Annotated in this window: 16 protein-coding genes; 14 read left to right on the top strand and 2 right to left on the bottom strand. The window is 32.4% G+C overall.

The annotated features are described in order from the left end of the window. Positions 1–192: 192 nt before the first annotated feature. From KTC94_RS10185 to KTC94_RS10165, 5 genes are all read left to right on the top strand, one after another. On the top strand, positions 193–1,035 hold the full coding sequence (locus tag KTC94_RS10185) for a CPBP family intramembrane glutamic endopeptidase (protein WP_216303334.1): 843 nt from the start codon (positions 193–195) through the stop codon (positions 1,033–1,035). Positions 1,036–1,333: 298 nt separating this feature from the next. Beyond that, positions 1,334–2,725 carry a 2-isopropylmalate synthase gene (locus KTC94_RS10180; protein WP_220286930.1) on the top strand — a complete coding sequence of 464 codons (1,392 nt, stop codon included), beginning with the start codon at positions 1,334–1,336 and terminating at the stop codon, positions 2,723–2,725. A 52-nt stretch (positions 2,726–2,777) separates the two neighbouring features. Further along, the gene (locus KTC94_RS10175; protein ID WP_220320330.1) at positions 2,778–4,712 is read left to right on the top strand and encodes an aconitate hydratase; all 1,935 of its coding nucleotides are present in this window, start codon (positions 2,778–2,780) and stop codon (positions 4,710–4,712) included. Positions 4,713–4,716: 4 nt separating this feature from the next. Continuing rightward, positions 4,717–5,721 (top strand): isocitrate/isopropylmalate dehydrogenase family protein, encoded by a 1,005-nt coding sequence (locus KTC94_RS10170; RefSeq protein WP_220320331.1) that lies wholly within the window; start codon positions 4,717–4,719, stop codon positions 5,719–5,721. Between the two features lie 112 nt (positions 5,722–5,833). Further along, entirely contained in the window at positions 5,834–6,514 is a 681-nt protein-coding gene (locus KTC94_RS10165; RefSeq protein WP_216303337.1) for a pseudouridine synthase, read from the top strand. A gap of 57 nt (positions 6,515–6,571) precedes the next feature. On the opposite strand, the gene KTC94_RS10160 is transcribed toward KTC94_RS10165, so the two are convergent. Next, positions 6,572–6,892: a DUF1540 domain-containing protein gene (locus tag KTC94_RS10160; protein ID WP_216303338.1), complete on the bottom strand. Its 321-nt coding sequence runs from the start codon at positions 6,890–6,892 to the stop codon at positions 6,572–6,574. 398 nt (positions 6,893–7,290) lie between these two features. On the opposite strand from KTC94_RS10160, the gene KTC94_RS10155 reads away from it, so the two are divergent. The 3 genes from KTC94_RS10155 to ltrA all read left to right on the top strand — a co-directional run bounded on the left by KTC94_RS10155 (position 7,291) and on the right by ltrA (position 11,864). Next, positions 7,291–8,931: a family 14 glycosylhydrolase gene (locus KTC94_RS10155; RefSeq protein ID WP_220320332.1), complete on the top strand. Its 1,641-nt coding sequence runs from the start codon at positions 7,291–7,293 to the stop codon at positions 8,929–8,931. 561 nt (positions 8,932–9,492) lie between these two features. Beyond that, a complete protein-coding gene (locus KTC94_RS10150; RefSeq protein ID WP_253198201.1) occupies positions 9,493–9,939 on the top strand; it encodes a hypothetical protein in 447 nt (148 codons plus the stop codon). A gap of 515 nt (positions 9,940–10,454) precedes the next feature. Next, complete coding sequence (gene ltrA, locus KTC94_RS10145) at positions 10,455–11,864, top strand: group II intron reverse transcriptase/maturase (protein ID WP_258280593.1); 1,410 nt, start codon at positions 10,455–10,457, stop codon at positions 11,862–11,864. A 66-nt stretch (positions 11,865–11,930) separates the two neighbouring features. On the opposite strand, the gene KTC94_RS10140 is transcribed toward ltrA, so the two are convergent. Further along, positions 11,931–12,722 carry a 3'-5' exonuclease gene (locus KTC94_RS10140; RefSeq protein WP_216304161.1) on the bottom strand — a complete coding sequence of 264 codons (792 nt, stop codon included), beginning with the start codon at positions 12,720–12,722 and terminating at the stop codon, positions 11,931–11,933. A gap of 242 nt (positions 12,723–12,964) precedes the next feature. Between KTC94_RS10140 and KTC94_RS10135 the strand changes: the two genes are divergently transcribed. From KTC94_RS10135 to KTC94_RS10110, 6 genes are all read left to right on the top strand, one after another. After that, the gene (locus KTC94_RS10135; protein ID WP_220286846.1) at positions 12,965–15,127 is read left to right on the top strand and encodes a DNA topoisomerase III; all 2,163 of its coding nucleotides are present in this window, start codon (positions 12,965–12,967) and stop codon (positions 15,125–15,127) included. A gap of 254 nt (positions 15,128–15,381) precedes the next feature. Beyond that, entirely contained in the window at positions 15,382–15,603 is a 222-nt protein-coding gene (locus KTC94_RS10130) for a YdbC family protein (protein ID WP_216304148.1), read from the top strand. A 340-nt stretch (positions 15,604–15,943) separates the two neighbouring features. Further along, positions 15,944–17,683, top strand: a complete 1,740-nt coding sequence (locus KTC94_RS10125) for an ABC transporter ATP-binding protein (protein WP_220320212.1) — start codon at positions 15,944–15,946, stop codon at positions 17,681–17,683. Between the two features lie 10 nt (positions 17,684–17,693). Continuing rightward, entirely contained in the window at positions 17,694–18,599 is a 906-nt protein-coding gene (locus KTC94_RS10120; RefSeq protein ID WP_216304144.1) for a CPBP family intramembrane glutamic endopeptidase, read from the top strand. Positions 18,600–18,949: 350 nt separating this feature from the next. Next, positions 18,950–19,159 (top strand): helix-turn-helix transcriptional regulator, encoded by a 210-nt coding sequence (locus KTC94_RS10115; protein WP_216304143.1) that lies wholly within the window; start codon positions 18,950–18,952, stop codon positions 19,157–19,159. A 173-nt stretch (positions 19,160–19,332) separates the two neighbouring features. Further along, positions 19,333–22,053 carry a penicillin-binding transpeptidase domain-containing protein gene (locus tag KTC94_RS10110; protein ID WP_216304142.1) on the top strand — a complete coding sequence of 907 codons (2,721 nt, stop codon included), beginning with the start codon at positions 19,333–19,335 and terminating at the stop codon, positions 22,051–22,053. Positions 22,054–22,189: the final 136 nt, after the last annotated feature.

Here is a 22,189-nt window from a genome sequence, read left to right as displayed (position 1 = left end):
GAAAACAATGTGGATAACTTTTTTCATCTATATAATATATATTTAATGTAATATACACCTTTATTAAAATAACCAATTTGGTAAGTAATATAATATATGTAATTTAACGACAGTTAAACACATATATAGTATACTTAGGATGGTATAAACTGCAACTATGTTAAAATATAATAAGTTAGAGGGTGTTATAATATGAAATTTTTAAAAAATATAGAAAATCAAGCGATAACTGTTAAACAAATGACTATAATTAAAGCTTTTCTTGTAATGCTTACAGCAATTTTATTGGAGATATTAGGTCAAATACCCATAGAAATTTTAAATTTATTTTTTAAACGTTTTACAAAAGTAGCCCCCTATTTGAAATTTGTTACAGGAGTGTTAGTTAAATATTTCATTATTACTCTTTTATTAAAGTGGCATAGTAAAAATTCCTGTGAAAAAATTCATAAAAAAAGGTTTAATAGAAAGAATTTTATTTATGTTGCTTTAATAATTATAGGCTTTCGTATAGTATATGATAATAGTTTAATTTACTGGGTTAATAAGATACCTATGCCTGATTTTATAAATCAAGCATTTGAGGAGCTGGCGATGTCACCTATTATAATGATACTTAGTGCTGTTGTTATAGCACCTATATATGAAGAAATTGTTTTTAGAGGGATATTGCTAAGGGGTATGGCTAACAAAATAAATCCAACATTGGCACTTATAGTATCAGCCTTATTTTTTGCGTTGATGCATATGAATATTCCTCAGGGCATAAATGCATTTTTGCTAGGATTAATTATTGGATCTATATATTTGAATACAGGTTCAATTTATTTAAGTATATTTGCACACTTTATAAATAATTCTACGGCGATCTCAATTTCAGGAGCCTTCCAATTAATAAGCGGAAAGTATGCTACATTAATTCATGGTACAGCTTTTATTGTAGGAAGCATAATTTTAATTGTTGCCTACAGATGGCTTAATCAAAATAAACCAGGAAATAAGCTAGATATATACAAAGAATCTATAGAAATATAATATTAGGCCACAAAACAAAATCCTCCATTATAAAGATAATTATCTTTATAATGGAGGATTTTGTGCATTTTATTACTTTAAAGAAAGATACAATTATTACTTAAGGGTATAGGGAAATATTGATATGAACAAAAAAAATGACGGATTAATTATAAGAAATTGCAGAATATCTTTACAAAATTGCGTTTAGGCTATATAATAATAAATAAATTGAAAGTTTAATGCATATAAAATTCAAATATGTATATTCTATAAATAGAGATAGGGTATACAGCAAGGAGGAAAATAAATGAAAGAGATGAAGATAACAAATTACAATGATTCCCATAAGAGGGTAATAAATAATTTTAAGGCAAGTAATGAAGAACAACCTAGGTTATTTAAAGAAATATTTCCATACTCAGAAATTCCAAAAATGGTTTTTAATAATGAACAGATTCCAATGTTTATACCTGAAGATATTTGGATTACGGATACTACTTTTAGAGATGGGCAACAGGCAATGGATACCTATACTGATAAACAAATAATTAAAATATTTGATTACCTACATAAACTTGATAATAATTCAGGGATAATAAGACAAACGGAGTTTTTTTTATATACCGAAAAAGACAGAAGAGCGGTTGAAAAGTGTTTAGAAAGAGGATATAAATTTCCAGAGGTAACTTCGTGGATAAGAGCCAACAAGGAAGATCTTAAGCTAGTGAAGGACATGGGGCTCAAAGAAACGGGAATACTTATGTCTTGTTCTGATTATCATATATTCAAAAAATTGAATAAAACAAGACAGCAGGCCCTGGATTTGTACATCTCATTGGTAGAAGAAGCATTAGAAAATGGCATAACTCCAAGATGTCATTTCGAAGATATAACTAGAGCTGATTTCTTTGGATTTGTGGTGCCACTAGCACAAAAACTTATGGAACTTTCTAAGAAATCGGGTATCAAGATAAAGATTAGAGCATGTGATACATTAGGCCTTGGGTTACCTTACTCGAGAACCGAGTTACCAAGGAGTGTACAAAACATCATACATGGATTAAGAATTTATGCAGGAGTTCCGCCTGAGTGTATTGAATGGCATGGACATAATGATTTTTATAATGTAGTGACCAATGCTACTACAGCATGGACTCATGGATGTGCAGCTATAAATACGTCGCTTTTTGGTATTGGTGAGAGAACAGGTAACTGTCCACTTGAGGCTATGATTATAGAATATGGTCAACTAAGAGGAAATGTAAAAGATATGAATCTTAAATTGATAAGTGAAATTGGCAAATACTTTGAAGGTGAGTTTAAATATAGTATTCCACCTAGAACACCATTTGTAGGGAGTGAGTTCAATGTTACGAGAGCTGGCATACATGCGGATGGAATATTAAAAGATGAAGAAATATATAATATTTTTGATACTGAGAAAATATTAGGCAGGCCAATTGTTGTAGCAGTTAATGAACATTCAGGACACGCAGGTATAGCAGCTTGGGTTAATACTTACTTTAGATTAAGGGGAACAGACAAGATAAGTAAAAAAGATGAGGGAATTAATGTTATAAAAGAATGGGTTGATAAGCAATATGAAACTGGAAGAAATACTGTAATGAAAAGTGAAGAGCTTGAATTAATTGCAAAAGAGATTATTCCACAGCTAAGTGTAAAGTCACAAAAGACTGCAGCTTGTTAATATAAGTTAGACATTGTAAATTCTATTTATAAATGAAAAATGGAGGGATATCATGGCATTTACTGTTGCACAAAAAATAATTAAGGCTCATTTAGTTAAGGGTGAAATGATTTTCGAACGTGAAATCGCAATTGAAATAGATCAAACGTTAACACAAGATTCTACAGGTACAATGGCTTATCTTCAATTTGAGGCTATGGGAATTGATAAAGTATTAACCAAAAAATCAGTTGCATATATAGACCATAATATTTTGCAAACCGGGCCTGAAAATGCAGATGATCATTTATATATACAAACTGTTGCTAAAAAACATGGCATATATTTTTCTAAACCTGGCAATGGTATTTGCCACCAAGTTCATTTAGAAAGATTCGGAGTTCCAGGTGAAACTTTACTTGGCTCGGATAGTCATACTCCCACTAGTGGGGGAATAGGGATGCTTGCTATAGGTGCAGGAGGATTAGATGTTGCGGTTGCTATGGGCGGTGGAGAATATTATATAACAATGCCTAAAATTGTAAAGGTGGATTTATTAGGAAAGCTTAACCCTTGGGTTTCAGCTAAAGATATTATATTAGAATTATTAAGACTCTTAACGGTTAAGGGCGGAGTTAATAGAATATTTGAATATGCTGGCTCCGGGCTGAAAAATCTAAGCGTACCAGAAAGAGCAACAATTACTAATATGGGCGCAGAGCTTGGAGCCACAACTTCAATCTTTCCGAGTGATGAGATTACACATGAATTCTTAAAAGCACAAGGTAGAGAAAAAGATTATGTGGAACTTAAAGCAGATGATGGTGCAGTATATGATGAGATAGTTGAAATAGATTTAAGTAAAATTGAGCCTCTTGTTGCTTGTCCTCATAGTCCGGATAGGGTAGTCTCTGCATCATCTTTAAAAGACATAAAGGTAGACCAGGTGTTAATAGGAAGCTGCACTAATTCTTCTTATGTTGATATGATGAAGGTGTCGAAAATACTTCTAGGAAAAACCATACCTGATGAAGTGTCACTTGCTATTGCACCAGGCTCAAAACAGGTTCTAAATATGCTTTCCAAAAATGGTGGACTCGGAGATATGATTGATGCTGGTGCAAGAATTTTAGAGAGTGCATGTGGTCCATGTATAGGAATGGGACAAGCGCCTTCAACTGGAGCAGTATCACTTAGAACCTTTAATAGAAACTTTAAAGGTAGATCTGGAACGGTGTCTGCGAATGTTTATATTGTAAGTCCAGAAGTGGCTGTTGCATCGGCACTTACAGGATATATAACGGATCCAAGAGAGCTCGGTGAAGCAATTAAAGTGCCCATGCCAGAAAAATTCTTGATTAATGATAATTTAATAATAAACCCAGCAGAGGATGGTAAAAATATAGAAGTGAAAAGAGGACCGAATATAAAGCCATTCCCTAAAGCGGAAGAATTAAAGGGAAATGTGGTAGGAAAAGTTTTAACTAAATTAGAAGATAATATTACAACGGATGATATAATGCCATCTAATGCAAAATTACTTCCATTTAGATCTAATATACCTTATTTATCAGAATTTTGTTTAACTCCGTGTGATGAGAAATTTCCAGCTAAGGCTAAGGAGAATAGTGGTGGAATCATAGTTGCCGGATCAAATTATGGGCAAGGCTCCAGTCGTGAACATGCGGCATTGGCACCTCTTTACTTAGGTATTAAGGCCGTTATCTCGAAATCTTTTGCAAGAATTCATAAGGCTAATTTGATTAACAATGCTATAATCCCATTGGTATTTGAAGACATTAAAGATTATGAAGATATAGCTATTATGGATGAATTAATAATAGAAGGTGCCGTAGATCAAATGAAAAAAGGCATAGTTATTGTAAAAAATATAACAAAAGGATCTGAGTATAAAACTCTACCTGAAGTAACTCAAAGAGAAAAAGAGATGCTTATATATGGTGGATTAATAAATCTTATAAAAAACAAGAAAAAGGGAGGGGTTTAGAAGTATGGAACATAATATTACACTTATACCTGGTGATGGAATTGGGCCGGAAGTAACTTCTGCTGCAGTTAAAGTAATAGAAAAAAGTGGAGTCACAATTAATTGGGAAACGGTGCGTATGGGAGCCGCGGTTATAGAGGAATTTAATACTCCTATGCCTTCCTACGTTTTAGAAAGCATTAAAAAGAATAAAGTTGCACTTAAAGGGCCTGTAACTACACCGATTGGTAAGGGGTTTAAAAGTGTTAATGTTACATTAAGACAGGAATTAAATCTTTATGCTAATATAAGGCCTATAAAAACACATGAGGGGGTTCCATCAAGGTTTGAAGATGTAGATCTAATAATAGTAAGAGAAAACAGTGAAGATTTATATGCAGGAATAGAACATATGATTACAGAGGATATTGCTGAGAGCATAAAGGTAATAAGCAAGAAAGCTAGTGATAGAATAGTAGAATATGCTTTTAAATTGGCAAAAGAGCAGAATAGAAAACAAGTAATAGCTGTTCATAAAGCAAACATTATGAAACTTTCCGATGGATTGTTCTTAAGATGTGCAAGAAACATAGCGACCATGCACAAAGATATAGGCTTTGGAGATGTTATAGTAGATGCGATGAGCATGAAGCTTGTAATGAACCCAGAAAAATATGATGTGCTTGTAATGCCTAACCTATACGGAGATATATTATCAGATATGGCAGCGGGGTTAATTGGTGGGCTAGGACTAGTTCCAGGTGCAAATATTGGAGAAGAAGGTGCGGTTTTTGAGCCAGCTCATGGATCTGCTCCAGATATAGCTGGCTTAAACTTAGCAAATCCTACTGCGTGTATTCTATCAGGTGTTATGATGCTAAGATTTATAGGAGAAGTAGAAGCGGCAAATAAAATAGAGAAAGCTGTGGATGATGTTTTAAAAGAAGGCAAACATTTAACTTGTGATTTAGGTGGAAATACTGGGACTCGCGAGTTCGCTGAAGCGATCATTGGAAAAATGGGGAAATAAAATAATTAACAACAAATAACTCATGAGCAACTTGCTCATGAGTTATATTTGGTATAATGATACAAAGAGATTAAAGTAGTTTAGATGACTAGTGAAAGGATAAAGATTTATTATGAGAATAAATAAACTGCTTAGCAATTATGGTATTTGCTCAAGAACTGATGTTAATAGGCTTATAGATGAAAAAAGGATAATGGTAAATGGGAAGCTTTGCACCACCGGGCAGTGGGTAGAAAAAGAGGATAACATTCTTCTTGATAATGAGAATATTGTAGTGAGAGAGAAGATTTATATTGCGCTAAATAAACCCGTCGGGATTACATGTACTGCAGAAAAAACAGTAGAAAACAATATAATTAATTTCATGAACTATCCAGAATACATATTTCCAGTTGGAAGATTAGATAAGGCATCTCAAGGGTTAATACTTATGACTAATGATGGTGATTTGGCAAATAATATTTTAGAATCTGAAAATGAACATGAGAAAGAGTATATAGTAACTGTGAATAAGCATTTTGATGAATCTTTTCTCAAAGCAATGTCTGAAGGTGTTCAAATTTGTGGAGTTAAAACAAGACATTGCAAAGTTATCGCAGTTAGCGATGATACTTTTCGTATTATTTTAACACAAGGACTAAATAAGCAAATTCGCAGAATGAGCAAAACTTTTGGATATACAGTTGTAAGATTAGAACGAGTTCGAATTATTAATATAAAAATTGATGAGACAGATATTGGCATGTGGCGTTACCTAACAGAGAAAGAGGTAATAGAATTAAGGAATAGTTAGAAAGGGTACCTTAGTAGAAATATTAAGGTACCCTTTGTTTTTTATGAAAAAACTCAATTAGGTGGTTTTAAAAGTCAAACAATCTGTTTCTGAATAGAGATTAACATTTTCGCCACTAACGTCTATAGATTTAGCATTACAGAGCTGATTAGAGTTATAGGTGCAAGTACATACATTACAAGCAATTACGTCGCATCCATTGCTATTGGAATTAATGATATTTGTAAGAGAACTATAGACAATACTATCTAAAAAAGTAGCACAACAAGTATCAGAATCTTTTTTAGCACTTTTTCCACCAACATTTATTATGTTAGCATAACATGTGTTTTTGTCATTATGGGAGCAATTTGAAACGCTACAATTGATTTTTGACATTATATCTCCTCCTTAGTGTATCTACTAAGAAGTTTAACCAAAAGGAAAAGAAAATATTTATAATATAGGGTTTGTTTAAAATTTCTATTTGATAGATTTTTTATAAGAATGTTGCCGTAAAACATATTTTCGATTGAATATTGTTGTATTTTCATATATAATTAGAATTAAGTAAGAAAATGTAACGATATACATATTATTCAAAGTATATCGTTTATTAAATTATAGGGAATATATATCTATTGTCGCTTGTATTTTATCATGAAAACGAGTGCAATAGGTATTGATGGACCCCTTTGACTTCAGTATAAGTTAGCTTAACCCCTTGCTATTGCAAGGAGTTATATAAATAAACAGATAGTGTTAACATTATCAAAAAATATGAAGGGGGAGAATTTATGAGGTATGTTAATAAAACATTAAAAAGATATGGTAGCTTTGCTTTATCTTTAGTGATAGCTCTTAATTTAATGCTATCTTTTTCATTTAAAACGTATGCATCAACTATACAATCTGACTACAAGTCATTTGTAATGGCTCCATTGGAAAAAGTAACAGATTGGAATGCGTTCAAAAATCAATTAATAACCATTAAGAACAATGGAGTCTATGCCCTTACCACAGATGTGTGGTGGGGAGATGTTGAAAGTGCGGGTGACAATCAGTTTGACTGGAGTTACTACAAGACTTATGCAGATACTGTTCGTGCTGCAGGATTAAAGTGGGTGCCTATTATGTCCACTCACCAATGCGGTGGTTCTGTGGGGAATTCAGTAAATATACCTTTACCTACATGGTTATGGAATAAAGATAGTGCTGAGAATATGCAGTTTAAGGATGAAAAAGGAAATTATGATAAGGAATCTCTTAGTCCATGGTGGTCTGGTACAGATAAACAGTACAATGAACTTTATGCGTCTTTTGCTGAAAACTTCAGCAGCTATAAAGATATTATAGCTAAAGTTTACCTTTCTGGTGGTCCATCAGGTGAATTAAGATTTCCTTCTTACAATCCATCATTAGGTTGGTCATATCCAGGTCGTGGATCTCTACAATGCTACAGCACAACAGCAAAAACAGATTTTCAAAATACGATGAAAACTAAATACGGCACTATTTCGGCAGTTAATAGTGCATGGAATGCAAGTCTAACAAGCTTTACACAAATTATGCCTCCAACAGATGGGGATAATTTTTTTGAAAAGGGTTATAAGTTAACTTATGGTAATGACTTTTTAACTTGGTATCAAAGTGTACTTGCAAAACACTTGTCGAATATAACGGCTATAGCGCATAACAGTTTTGATTCAGTTTTTGATGTTAGAATAGGAGCAAAAATAGCAGGTATACACTGGCTAATGAATAGTCCTACTATGCCACATGCTGCGGAGTACGGTGCAGGTTATTATAAGTATAGTACTTTACTCGACCAGTTTAAGACATCAAATGTAGATTTAACATTTACATGTCTTGAGATGGATGATTCAAACGCATATGTTAGTCCAAGCTATTCAGCTCCTAAAAGTCTCGTTATAAATGTTGCCAATTTGGCTACATCGAAAGGTATAAGACACTTTGGAGAGAATGCACTAGCTATTTCTAATAATAATCAAGCGTATCAAAATGCTGCTGAAATGCTATTTAATTATAATTTCTCTGGATTTACACTTTTGAGATTTGCAAATGTTGTTAACCGCAATGGAACAGCTACTTCTGAAATGGCTCCCTTTGCAGATACTTTAGTTATGAAGCCAGTTCCTGTAACTTTTACAGTGAACAACGTTAATCCAGGCAGTGGTCAAAATGTATACTTATCAGGGAGTAGATGGGAATTATCTAACTGGACTACAGGCGTATATCCTTTGCCACTTACTAATAGCAATGGAAGGTATACAGGAACCACATATCTTGGTGAAGGCCGTGACTATCAATTTAAAGCAATTATGAAAGATGGTGATGGAAACGTAACCTGGGGAGGTGGCAACAGTCAATCTTATACTGTTCCTACAAGGGGAGGTTCCTATACCTGGAACTGGTAGCTAGAAAAAATACCATTATAATTTTTTTGCACGTATATTGGCAGTTTTAAAAAAAAGTTTAAGTTTATCGTAAAATTAAGAGCCACTACTCTGATAAATATGATATAATTAAAATAATGTAGAAAAATAAACATGTGTGTTCTAGAGAAAATTGAATTGTTATTAAAAAATTAGGGAAATATTAAAGTTATATATAATTTTAAATCCCTTACAAGGCATATGAAAAAAATAGACTAGCGTGCTGACTGGTTATTTTTTTGAAGATGCCTAAATAGAAGAAAGAGGTGTCCTATCATAAAAAACGAAAATGAAAATAAAAAAGAAACTACTAAAGTAGAAATTAAATCAAACAAATATCAGACGCTAGAAAATATTACATTTTTAAAAATAGTTAAAAAAGATGGAACAACTATTGATTGTAAAATAGATACTGAAGATTTACAAAAGGTATTAGAAAAAGGTCGTTGGTTTGCAGAGTGGAATAAAGATTTTAATAATTTCTTAGCGCAGAATCTAGGCAGTTATTATATCGAAGAAAAGAAATATAGAAGAAAACAGAGTTTGCAGTCATTCATATTAGATGTTCATCCAAAAGCACCTGTAAGACATATCAATGGAGACACTCTAGATAATAGAAAATGCAACTTAGAAGTATATAATCAAAATACAATTAACGATTATGAAGAATTAGATGAAGAAACTGTTGCTATAATATTAAGAGATAGATATGGTAAAGAAAAATCTAGGACTATAATCGATAAAGAAGATTTAAGCAGAGTGGTTAATAATAGTTATACATGGGTTCTCTTTAAGAAAGATACAGAACCTTATGCTGTAGCAAACACTCCTGAAGGAAAAATTTATTTGAATAGATTTATAATGAGTACAACTGAAGATATGGTTACTCATCCTATAAATCTTAATACATTAGATAATAGAAAAGCTAATTTAGAAAACAAAAAAGTTGAGTTAGAATTTGATAAACCAACTGAAGAAACAGAAGTTTAATGACAGTTTAGAAGGAAAGTCATTAATCCAGCTCCGCAGGAGATGATTTAATAAGCATTGTAAAGCAGTATAGAAGATAATTCTATACTGCTTTTATTGTGCGCCCGGCATGGGCGCAATCTAATGGGTGAAAGTCCCTAGCACGGGTTAATAGTGCCAAGTGCATAGCTTAAGACAAGGGTGTCCATCGTGAGATGGAATCTGAAGGAAGTTGGCGGCCAAACTCCGGTCTGACGAACAGAAACTACATATAAGGCATATGCTTGTGGGTAAGTTTGCAATACAAAACGAAGCCCAAAACTATTCGAAACAAGTGGTGTAAATGTAGCAGATAGATGGAGTGAAAGATTGCGTTCTTACCCGGGGAGATCTGATAGGTAAGTTGTGGATATGAATTTAGAAATAACAACCCATACAGTGATGTATGGCTGAACTATCAGAAGTCAGCAGACGTCATAGTACCATGCAAAACGCGTTAGCGTGGGAAGGACTGAACAATAGGAGGTTTTGGAATTTTGAAGGATACGAGAAAATATGATAAAAGCAGACAACTTCATAAAGAAGGCTCTCTACGAGAGAATAGAGTGGAACTCGAAGGTAATGTAGAAGTGCATAGTATTTCCTCTATGTCAGAAGAAGGAAGAAACGATGTGAATGAATATGATAATGGTTTACTCGAGCAGATATTATCGAGAGATAATATGAATAAAGCATATAAAAGAGTAAAAGCCAATAAAGGAAGTCATGGGATTGATGGTTTGACAGTAGATGAACTTCTACATTATCTAAAAGAGCATGGACAAGAATTAAGGCAATCATTATTAGAAAGTAGATATAGACCTCTAGCCGTAAGAAGGGTAGAAATACCAAAACCTGACGGTGGAATTAGGCTACTTGGAATACCTACTGTATTAGATAGAGTTATTCAACAAGCGATATCACAAACTCTAATACCAGTATATGAAAAGAAATTTTCTGATAATAGTTACGGTTTTAGACCTTTAAGAAGTGGAAAACAAGCTGTTGAAAAATGTAGGGGATATATTAATGCTGGACATACATGGACGGTGAATATAGACCTTTCTAAATACTTTGATACGATAAATCATGATAAATTAATAAGGATACTATCGGAAGATATTAAAGATAGTAGAGTAATTTCTCTGATACGAAAGTATCTACAAAGTGGAGTGATGATAAATGGGGTATTTATGAATACAGAAGAAGGAGCACCTCAAGGCGGGCCTTTGTCCCCATTATTAAGTAACGTAATGTTACATGAACTCGATGTAGAACTAACAAAACGAGGACTAAACTTTTGTAGATATGCTGATGATGCGAATATATACGTCAAAAGTGAGAAATCAGCAAATAGAGTAATGAAGAGTATTACGAGATTTATTGAGGAAAAGTTAAAGCTTAGAGTGAATAAAGAAAAGAGTACAGTAGATAGACCTTGGAAACTTAAATTTTTAGGATTTTCATTTTACCGAGCAAAAGGTGAATACAGAATGAGAGTTCCTCAAAAACCTATAATCAAATTCAAAGCAAAGCTAAAAGAATTAACTTCAAGAAGTAATGCGATGAGCATGAAATATAGGTTTATGAAACTTAAGCAAGTGATAGTTGGATGGATAAATTATTTTGCTATTGCAGACATTAAAAGTATTCTTAAAACACTTGATGAATGGTTAAGGCGAAGAATTAGAATGTGTTTTTGGAAACAATGGAAAAAGATTAAAACAAAATATGGGAACCTTGTTAAATTAGGAATACCAAACAATAAAGCTTTGCAATATGCAAATACAAGGAAAGGCTATTGGAGAACATCCAATAGCCCTATATTAAACAAAACATTGACCAATAAATACCTTAAAAATATAGGATTAGTTTCTATATCTGAGACATATTTATTAAAACATTAATTTCTATTGAACAGCCGTGTACCGAACGGTATGCACGGTGGTGTGAGAGGTCGCTAAATAAATTAATTATTTAGCTCCTACTCGATTTTTTGATATTGGGTCAGAAACAACTTGAAATTGATTTGTTTTTCCCATAATATAAGCTAAATTAATTATAGACTTTTCTTCCTCGGTCATTTCCCTTTTGAACATTTTTTCGAATTGTTTCATTAAATTACAAGTGTCAAGTTTGTAACTTTCAGCAGCGGGTCTAGTTACCCTTGTGTTTTTATGAGGATTATATATCCTAGATTTAATTTCACTGCTATAAATTTTCTTGAAAACTTCAGCTGTATAGAATGCATCATTATAAGCATTATGAAACTTACTTTCAATAGGTATGCCTAATAGCTCTGCTGCATTACCTAGCCCAATGTTAATTCCTTTTTGACAATTAAGCTCTTTAGAAGCGTAGGACTGAATGTTTATGTATTTTGTGGGTACAATCAAGGTATCTAATTCATGATATTCTATATTTCGAAATAATTCTTTTATATCAGCGACTCCCCATACACACAATATGCTTGAGTCAGCGTTTATAAACTCTGAAAGTTCTTTATACAGTTCTTTAAAAGGTTTGCCTTTATCTAATTCATCCATTGTTATTCCGGTAAGTTCTTTTACAAAGGGATTGATGATAGTATATATTTCCGGTTTTATTAATACATCTAGAGTCCCAATCGTTTCAAAATTATCATTTAGTTTTATGGCACCTATCTGAATTATTTCGAAAGGACATTTAGGATTTGTTATGTTCGTAGTATCTTTTGTGTAATTGTAGCCTTGATTAAACTCTAAGTCAAATATTATATAATTCATGTAATTACCTCTAAACTTATTTAATATTATAGTGCATAGTGATATATTACTATATCATGTAGTATATCATTTTCTTTAGTAAAAAACACCTGCACTATTACAGTTTAGCTGCAAAAAATTGAATGTTGTATATAAAGTAGTTTATAATGAGTATAGTTGCTATATCATATTTTAATAAAATAAGTGAAATCAATCCGTGCAGCGTATGCTACACGTGATATATAAGAGAGGAAGTTTTATATATGGGAAAAATATTGGTGCTTGCAGAGAAACCCTCTGTAGGCCGTGAACTAGCGAAAGTTTTAAATTGCACTCAAGGTGGAAATGGGTATTTAATGGGACAAAAGTATATTGTAACTTGGGCACTCGGACATCTTGTTACACTAGCTGGTCCGGAGGATTATGATCAAAAATATAAAAGTTGGAAAATGGAAGATCTTCCTATGCTGCCAAAGGACTTAAAACTGGTAGTTATTAAGGAAACTTCAAAGCAATATAAGATTGTACATGAACTCCTAAAAAGAACTGATGTAGATGAGCTTATTATTGCTACAGATTCGGGACGTGAAGGAGAACTAGTAGCACGTTGGATTATTCAAAAAGCAGGATTTAGAAAGCCAATTAAAAGGTTGTGGATTTCTTCTCAAACTGAAAAAGCAATAAAGGATGGATTTGCGAATCTTAAACCTGGAAAAGATTATGAAAACCTATTTTGGGCAGCGCAATCAAGAGCAGAAGCAGATTGGCTAATAGGGCTTAATGTTACAAGAGCATTAACTTGTAAATATAACGCTCAATTGTCTGCAGGAAGAGTTCAAACACCAACTTTGGCACTTATTGTTGAAAGAGAAAACGAAATTAAGAGATTCATTCCAAAGGATTACTGGACAGTAAATGGAAAGGTAAATAATTTTACAGTTCATTGGTCTAGTAAAAATGGTGAAGCACGTACATTTGACAAGCAAAAGGCAGAAGATATAGCTAATAAGGTAAATAATCAAATGGGAACTGTTTCCGAGTTAAATAAAGCATCTAAAAAAGAGCTCCCTCCACTTGCATATGATTTAACGGAGCTTCAAAGGGATGCAAATAGAAAATTTGGATATTCTGCAAAGCAAACTCTTAATATAATGCAGAGATTATATGAAAATCATAAGATATTATCTTATCCAAGAACGGACTCTAGACATATTACCACAGATATTGTAGCAACGCTTCTCGACAGATTAAAGAGCATTGCTATAGGACCGTATGAGAAAGCTGCTAGAAGTATAATAAAAGGAAGGATACATACTACAAGTAGACTTGTGGATAATAGCAAGGTATCAGATCATCATGCTATAATTCCAACAGAGCAACATGTAGATTTATCAAGCCTTAACAAAGAAGAAAGAAGCATTTATGACTTAGTTGTAAAAAGATTTTTAGAGGTTCTAAGTCAACCTTTTGAGTATGAGCAAACTACTGTGAAGATAAATGTTAAGGGTGAGACTTTTTCTGCAAAAGGAAAAATAGTTAAGTCAAAGGGCTGGAAAGAAATAAGCAGTTCTGAGGGTGGAGAAGACAAAGATCAGTCACTTCCACCAATTAATAAAGGTGAAGAAGTTAAACTTACTTTAGTTAAATTCGAAAATGAAAAAACTAAGCCACCAGCAAGATACAATGAAGCAACGCTGCTTACAGCTATGGAGCATCCAGGAAAAAATATCCAGGATGAAAGTCTAAGAGAAGCATTGGATAATACATCAGGTCTGGGAACTCCAGCTACGAGAGCAGATGTTATTGAAAAATTATTTAACATCTTTTATATGGAGAGAAGAGGCAAAGATATATTCCCAACCTCAAAAGGAATACAGCTAATAGGTTTAGTTCCGCAGGAATTAAAATCCCCAGAGCTTACGGCTAAGTGGGAAAAACAGCTTCAACTTATAAGTAAAGGAAAAGCTAATTCCATGAATTTCGTAAAAGATATGAGGGAATATGCAGTGAAGCTTGTGAAGAATGTTGCAGCTTCTGGCGAAATATATAAACATGACAACGCCACAAGAATGAAATGTCCTGAGTGTAGTAAGTATCTTCTTGAAGTTAAAGGCAAAAGGGGAAAGATGCTCGTATGCCCAGATAGGGAATGTGGATATCGTAAAGGAGTTTCACAAGTTTCTAATGCACGTTGCCCTACTTGTCACAAGAAAATGGAGATTAGAGGGGATGGAGACAATAAGATTTTTGTTTGTGGTTGTGGATACAGAGAAAAACTTTCAGCCTTTAACAAACGTCGCGACTCAGAAAAAAGTGCTTTAAACAAAAAAGATGTCAGTAGATTTTTGAATCAACAGAATAAGGAAGATGAAGGAACTGGTAATTCTGCAATGGCCGAGGCTTTTGCTAAGTTTAATTTAAAATAGTAAAGAAGAACACAATGTATAAGATTTTTATGCGTTGTGTTTTTTTATTTTCTAAACCAGTATTCAATTGTTACGACTAAGGGAATAAAAATTTCTATAATTTCATAATCTAATATTTGCCCAAATATATGGAATGAATTATAATATAAGCGAATTGTTTTTGGAAGCTGAGAGGTTAATCGTGAAGATAAAATCTCATGTATCAGAAGAGCTTATCTATGAAGACTTTGAAACTATTATTGGAGGGATTTTAAATGGCAGAAATTAAATTTGAAATAAAAGAAAAATCAGGGGTGATTTCCGAGTCAGCAAAGGGATGGACAAAGGAACTAAACCTCGTCTCTTGGAATGATAAAGATCCTAAATATGATATTAGAGATTGGGATTGCGAGCATAAGAAGATGGGTAAGGGGATTACTTTATCTGTAGAAGATTTAAAGAAACTTAAAGATATTTTGAATAGTATGGAAATATAAGAATATTACTATGGGGATATTGACTTCTTAAAATAAAAATGGATAAAAGAATGTGTTAATTAAAATTAGCATTTCTTTATCCATTTTTTTTAGTGAAATAATAAAAGGAGAGGTTCCTATAGAAAGTTCGCGTGAAAATATAAAAGGTTCATTTAATAATTTAGAATCAACCTTCGTTAGCGTAGGAAATAATATTATAAAATATATTTTACACTAAATAATATAGTAATATAAAGAATCATTTTAAGAAGGGTCATTGAGAATGAAATAAATAATCATTCTCAATGAGTTTAGTGATATAATAATAAACAAACTTTAAGGAAAAGGAGTTACAATAATAATGAATATTTTTAAAAAATTTAAAAGTTACTATAGACCATACAAGGGGCTGTTCTTTGCAGATATGTTTTGTGCATTGATTTTATCTGTAATTGATTTGGTGTTTCCCTTAATAGTTAGATATTTGCTAAATGATGTTTATGTATTAAATGATGGAAATAAGATATTTAAATATGTTTTATATGTGGGGATAGCACTATTACTTATGTATATTGCAAGGTATTTTTGTCAGTATTTCATAACCTCATGGGGACATATAATGGGAGCAAAAATGGAAGCGGATATGAGAAAAGACATTTTTAACAATCTTCAAAAACAATCTTTTTCTTATTACGATGAAGCGAATACCGGAAAGCTCATGTCGAGAATAGTTACAGACCTTTTTGATATATCAGAACTTGCACATCATGGGCCTGAGGATGTATTCATATCCATACTAAAAATAGTTGGGTCTTTTGTTATACTCGCAAATATAAATTCAAGAATAACACTTATACTTCTTTTATTTACACTGGTAATGTTATATTTTTCATATTTCTATAATCAGAAAATGCGAAATGTTTTTTCGGAAAACAGGGAAAAGATAGCAAGCGTAAATGCCCAAATTCAAGACAGTTTAGCAGGTATTCGCGTGGTGAAATCATTTGCTAATGAGAATATAGAAAATACTAAATTTGCTAAAGGTAATAACGAATTTTTAAAGACAAAAGAGGAAAGTTATTTTATAATGGGCAAATTCCATAGTGGTAACAGCTTTTTTCAAGGATTACTTTATCTTAGCGCTATACTTGTAGGGGGTATATTTATAAGTGATGGCTCATTAAAAGTATCTGATCTTGTAATTTACATACTTTATATAAATACATTTTTAAATCCTATTGATAAGCTTGTAAATTTCACGGAGCAGTTTCAAAGAGGGCTTTCGGGATTTGAAAGATTTGTTGAAGTCATAAATACAAAGCCAGACATAATCGATAAAGAAGATGCAGTTGAATTGGTTAATCCAAAAGGAGAGATATCTTTTAATAATGTATCATTTAGTTATAATAATATGCATAAAGTATTAAGTAATATAAATATAAAAATACAATCAGGTAAGAATATTGCACTTGTTGGTCCATCGGGTGGTGGTAAAACAACCTTTTGCAGTCTTATACCAAGATTTTATGAGGTAAACCATGGTTCAATAACAATAGATGGCATCAATATAAAAGATATAAAACTTAAATCACTTAGAAAATCTATTGGGATAGTCCAGCAGGATGTTTATTTGTTTTCGGGAAGCATTAAAGAAAATATATCATATGGCAGACCGGGAGCATCGGAAAAGGAAATAATTGAGGCGGCTCAAAAGGCAAATATTCATGAGTTCATTATGAGCCTTGAACATGGGTATGATACTTATACTGGAGAAAGAGGAGTAAGACTTTCTGGTGGTCAAAAGCAAAGGATATCTATAGCAAGAGTATTTTTAAAGAATCCAGCAATTTTAATACTTGATGAAGCTACATCAGCTCTTGATAATGAAAATGAACAATATATTCAAAAATCATTGGAAGACCTTACAAAAAACAGGACGACGCTCGTTATTGCTCATAGATTAAGTACAATAAAAAATGCGGATGAAATAATTGTACTTACTGATGAAGGAGTAAACCAAAGAGGAACGCATGACGAGCTTATAAAGCAAGAAGGATTATATTCTTATCTTTACAATATGCAGTTTAAGCAAATAGAGTAGGAGTGATAATATGTTTTCGAATAAAACTGGTTTATTTAGAGAAGCAAAACAAGCGAAGGTACTTCCTAATATTATTTTATGTTTATTTTGGGTATTGCTTTTTCTAATTGGAGGGCAAGGAATAGGTGAAATATTGGCTCATTTTACAAAGAAAATTATTGGCAATGATCCTTCCGTTTTATTACTAAATCAACTTATTTGTGGTTTTATATTTATAACATTATTAGTATTTGCTAGAGTAAAGTTTAGAGAAAAAAGAAGTATTTCAAGCATGGGATTAAAAAAAGAAGGATTTATAAGAAAGTATTTAATAGGTTTTGGCATAGGAATTTTAATGTTTTCAATAGTAGTTTTATTGCTTAGTGTTAGCGGGCATACTGTAGTAAATAGTAATCCAGTAGGTCTTTCAGGTGTAGCAGCTTTAAGTGGTGTGCTAATTGTTATACCAGGGTGGATGATACAAAGTGCTGCAGAGGAGATTCTTTCAAGAGGATGGTTTATGAATGTTTTAGGTGCAAGATATAATGTAGCTGTAGGTTTGATTGTTTCCTCTACGTTTTTCGGATTTATGCACCTTGGAAATCCAAATGTAAGTGTTTTAGCTATAATAAATATTGTTTTAGTAGGTTTGTTTTTTGGCGTATATGTTATAAAAACTAATGATCTGTGGGGGGCTTGTGGACTTCATGCTGCGTGGAACTGGACTCAGGGAAATATTTTTGGGTTTGAGGTAAGTGGACTAAAAGTAGCAACAGGTAGCTTGATGAATTTAAAGTTAACTGGTGCAGAATTGTTCACTGGTGGAGTATTTGGTCCTGAAGCCGGTATGGCAGCAACCATAGTTCTTTGTATAGGAATTATAATTGTATATTTTATTCCACTACATAGAAAATTGGAATCTGCGAGGAGTTTATAGAAATAATACCAAAAAATAATTTATGTTTGTAATTAACACAATACAATAACTATTTTCTCTTTATTAGGTGGGCCAATTGAACAGTTATATTTACTTAATTAAATAAAATAACAACATTTTTTTAAAAATGTTGTTATTTTTTTATGAGACAAAGTATATAATATACCCTCCAAAAAACTATGGAGGGTACCTCAGTAATTTTTTTTATCTTTTTCTGAAATAAACATAGTTAATAGGGCAAGTATTGCTATATTAGTGACAAGTTATATTATATAAATGACAATATAACTTGTCCCAAAAACTAAATGGTAGTATACTATATTTTGATAACAATTTAAGGATGTGACTTTATGAAAGAAGAATTAATATTAAAAAATAAACTTAAATTAGCTAGAGCAGAAAACAATCTGTCTCAAGGAGATTTAGCGGAAATGGTTGGCGTTTCCAGACAAACAATTAGCTCAATAGAAACAGGTCAATTTAATCCAACTGCAAAGTTAGCGTTGATATTTTGTATTGCATTAGATAAAAAATTTGAAGATTTATTTTACTTTGAGTAGGGTAATGAGCTATAGTAAAAGAGTTTGTTAATCATGAAAAAAACACAGCAAAGCACTAATAAGGCTACATTCCTTTAAACTATATTTATAGATTTAACTATAGTGAAAATATATTGAATTATATATTATATTATATTTATAAAAATAAAATGAAAGTTTAAAATGGTGATGAAATGAAAAAAAGAAAAAAAATTAATAGACATAATGTCCTATTTGTAATTATGTTAGCTATATTTTCAATAATAATTGCAAAGTTATATTATTTACAAGTATTAAATGGACAATATTACAAGGATACAGCAAATGCCAGTGCTCAAAAGGTCATAACTGTAGAGGCCCCAAGAGGACTCATAACAGATAAAAATGGGATAAGCCTTGCAAATGAAACGCTAGGATATAACCTTACATATACAGACACAGCTAATGCTAGTACTCAGATATTTACAACTTTACAAAAAATATTTGCAATTTTGGACGAAAATGAAGAAGTTCAGACAGATAGTTTTCCTTTGAAAATTGAACCATACAGATTTGAATTTAGTTCAAGTGATCCTAAGGCAATACATACCTTACAGTTAAGATTTTTAAAAGATAGAGGGATTCAAGGTAATATATTGAAATCAAAATTTGAAAATAAAAAAGAGGAAGATTTAAATTCTTCTGAAACTACAAAACTTAATAATGAACTTTTGAAATTAACCCCAGAGGAAGTATATAATGAACTGCTAAAGGAATACGGTGTAATAAAAGGAGTTTCAAGTTTACATATACAGGAAACTCCAGATTTAATAAGAAAATATTTAATTGTAAAAGATGATATAAAAATGAACTTTTTTTCTTCATACAAATCAATTAACATAGCAACTAATATAAAGAAGGATACGTCATTTATATTCGAGCAAAGTCTCTCAGATTTACCTGGAATTAAAGTAGAAAATATGCCTATGAGACAATATCCCTATGGACAGCTCGCTTCATCGGTTTTAGGATATATAAGCAAAATAAGCCCTGCTGATAAGGAAAAATATTCAGCAAAGGGTTATGATACAAGCACAGATTATGTGGGATACTCTGGAATTGAAGCTGTAATGGAGAGCAGTCTCAAAGGAGTTAACGGAGGAGAAAAGATACCAGATGCGAATCAGGGTAAGGTAAAAAGTGAAATCACTAGTAAGAAGGCAACTCCTGGAAACAATGTTCAGCTTACAATAGATGCAAATCTGCAATATGCCACAGAAAGCGCTTTAAATAGTGAAATGAAGAGATTAAGAGGACTAGGAATGGTAAATGGCTTAAATGTATCAAACGCTACAAGAGGCGGAGCTGTTGTAGAAGATATTCACACTGGTGACATATTAGCACTTGTTAGCTTACCGGGTTTTAATCCAAATGATTTCTCTACGGCGCAAGGATTAACTGAAGCTCAATCAAAAAAATATTTTAATCAGGATTATGAAGCCATGGCAAAAGCTCAGGGAAAACCACAAAGTTTAATTGATTATATGTTCCCAATAGACAAAAGTATAAAGGGAAATACCACAATTAGAAAGGACAAATTTGATTACTATCCAAAGTATTTGTATAATTATGCAACTATGTCGTTAATTCCTTCTGGTTCTATTTTTAAGCCAATGACTGCAATTGCAGGTCTTGAAGAAGGAGTTATAGATGCTAATTCCACATATGATGATAAAGGTGGGTATGATATGGGTGGTGATAATAAAGTTGGGGGTGTAAATTGGAATCCTTTCGCAACAGATGGAGCACTTGGTATTGTAAACGTAGTACGTGCATTAGAAAAATCAAGTAACCCATTTTTTATGAATGTAGGTGATTTATTAAGGTCAAAATCTGGAGATGACATTTTAGCTAAATATGCATGGATGTTTGGACTAGGAGCTGACCCTAAAGTAGTGAAACCTAGTACTGGGATAGAAATAAACGAAAATTTTGGGCAAGTATATAATACAGTATCCCAGAAAAATCTATCAGCATCGCAATATCTTTTGACTATTGAGGATGATTTAACTAATGGAGTTTCTGGTATAGGAACAAAATTCTCCCCATTAGATTTGTACGATAGAGAGGGGGATGTTCTTATTGTTTATAAGGGGAAAAAACTTTCAGAAATAAAAACTGAAATTAAAAATAAAATAAAAGACTCTGTAAAGAATGGAACTTTTTCAAAGAGTAACTACGAGGTTTTATTTAAGCAATTAATTGCTGCCGATCCTAAGAATAAAGATAAGAAGTTTACTGATGCTGATATACAAGCAATTGTAGATGATGTATATTACCAAGCTGTACAGACAGGGCATGGTTCTTTAAGCTTACCATACAATATGTATATTGCATCTATTGGTCAAGGTATGGATAATTTCACGCCGCTTCAGATGGTAAATTATATAGCAACCCTTGCAAATGGTGGAACAAGATATAAACTTAACTTGATTGATAACATAAAAGATTTTAATGGAAAGTTAGTATCTCAATCAAAACCTGAGGTGTTAAATAAAACCAATATGAGTGCAGAAACAAGAAATCTAGTTATGCAGGGCATGAACAACGTTACAGGGCCAGGCGGTAATACCGACGGTACTGCGTCTAAAGCACTTGCTGGATTTCCTATACCTACAGGTGGTAAAACGGGTACAGCGCAGTTTAATAAACCTGAAATACAAAATAAAGTCGGTAGAGGAGATTATGCTTGGTATGTAGGTTATGCACCGGCTGAAAATCCTGAAATTGCAATATCTGTAGTTATATTTGACGGTGGTTATGGTAGTGACGCTGCAAATGTCGCTAGAGGTATGTACGAGAGTTATTTTAAAAATGATCCTCGGATGGCAAAGTATAAGAATACGTATGACATAAAATTAAAACGTATGAATTAGAGACCTTAGAAAATACTAAGGAGATGAAAACTTTAATTGTATTGCATTAAAAAAGCACTCTATAACAATAAATTGGATTATTCAAAATATTAATTATATTTTCCGTTTATAGCTTAATTCAAAACAGTTAAACTAA

It is taken from the genome of Clostridium sp. CM028 (assembly GCF_030585565.1).
Taxonomy (GTDB): domain Bacteria; phylum Bacillota; class Clostridia; order Clostridiales; family Clostridiaceae; genus Clostridium_AD; species Clostridium_AD estertheticum_B.
The sequence above is the reverse complement of the archived record's forward strand: the minus strand, read 5'-3'. Positions and strand labels throughout refer to the sequence as shown.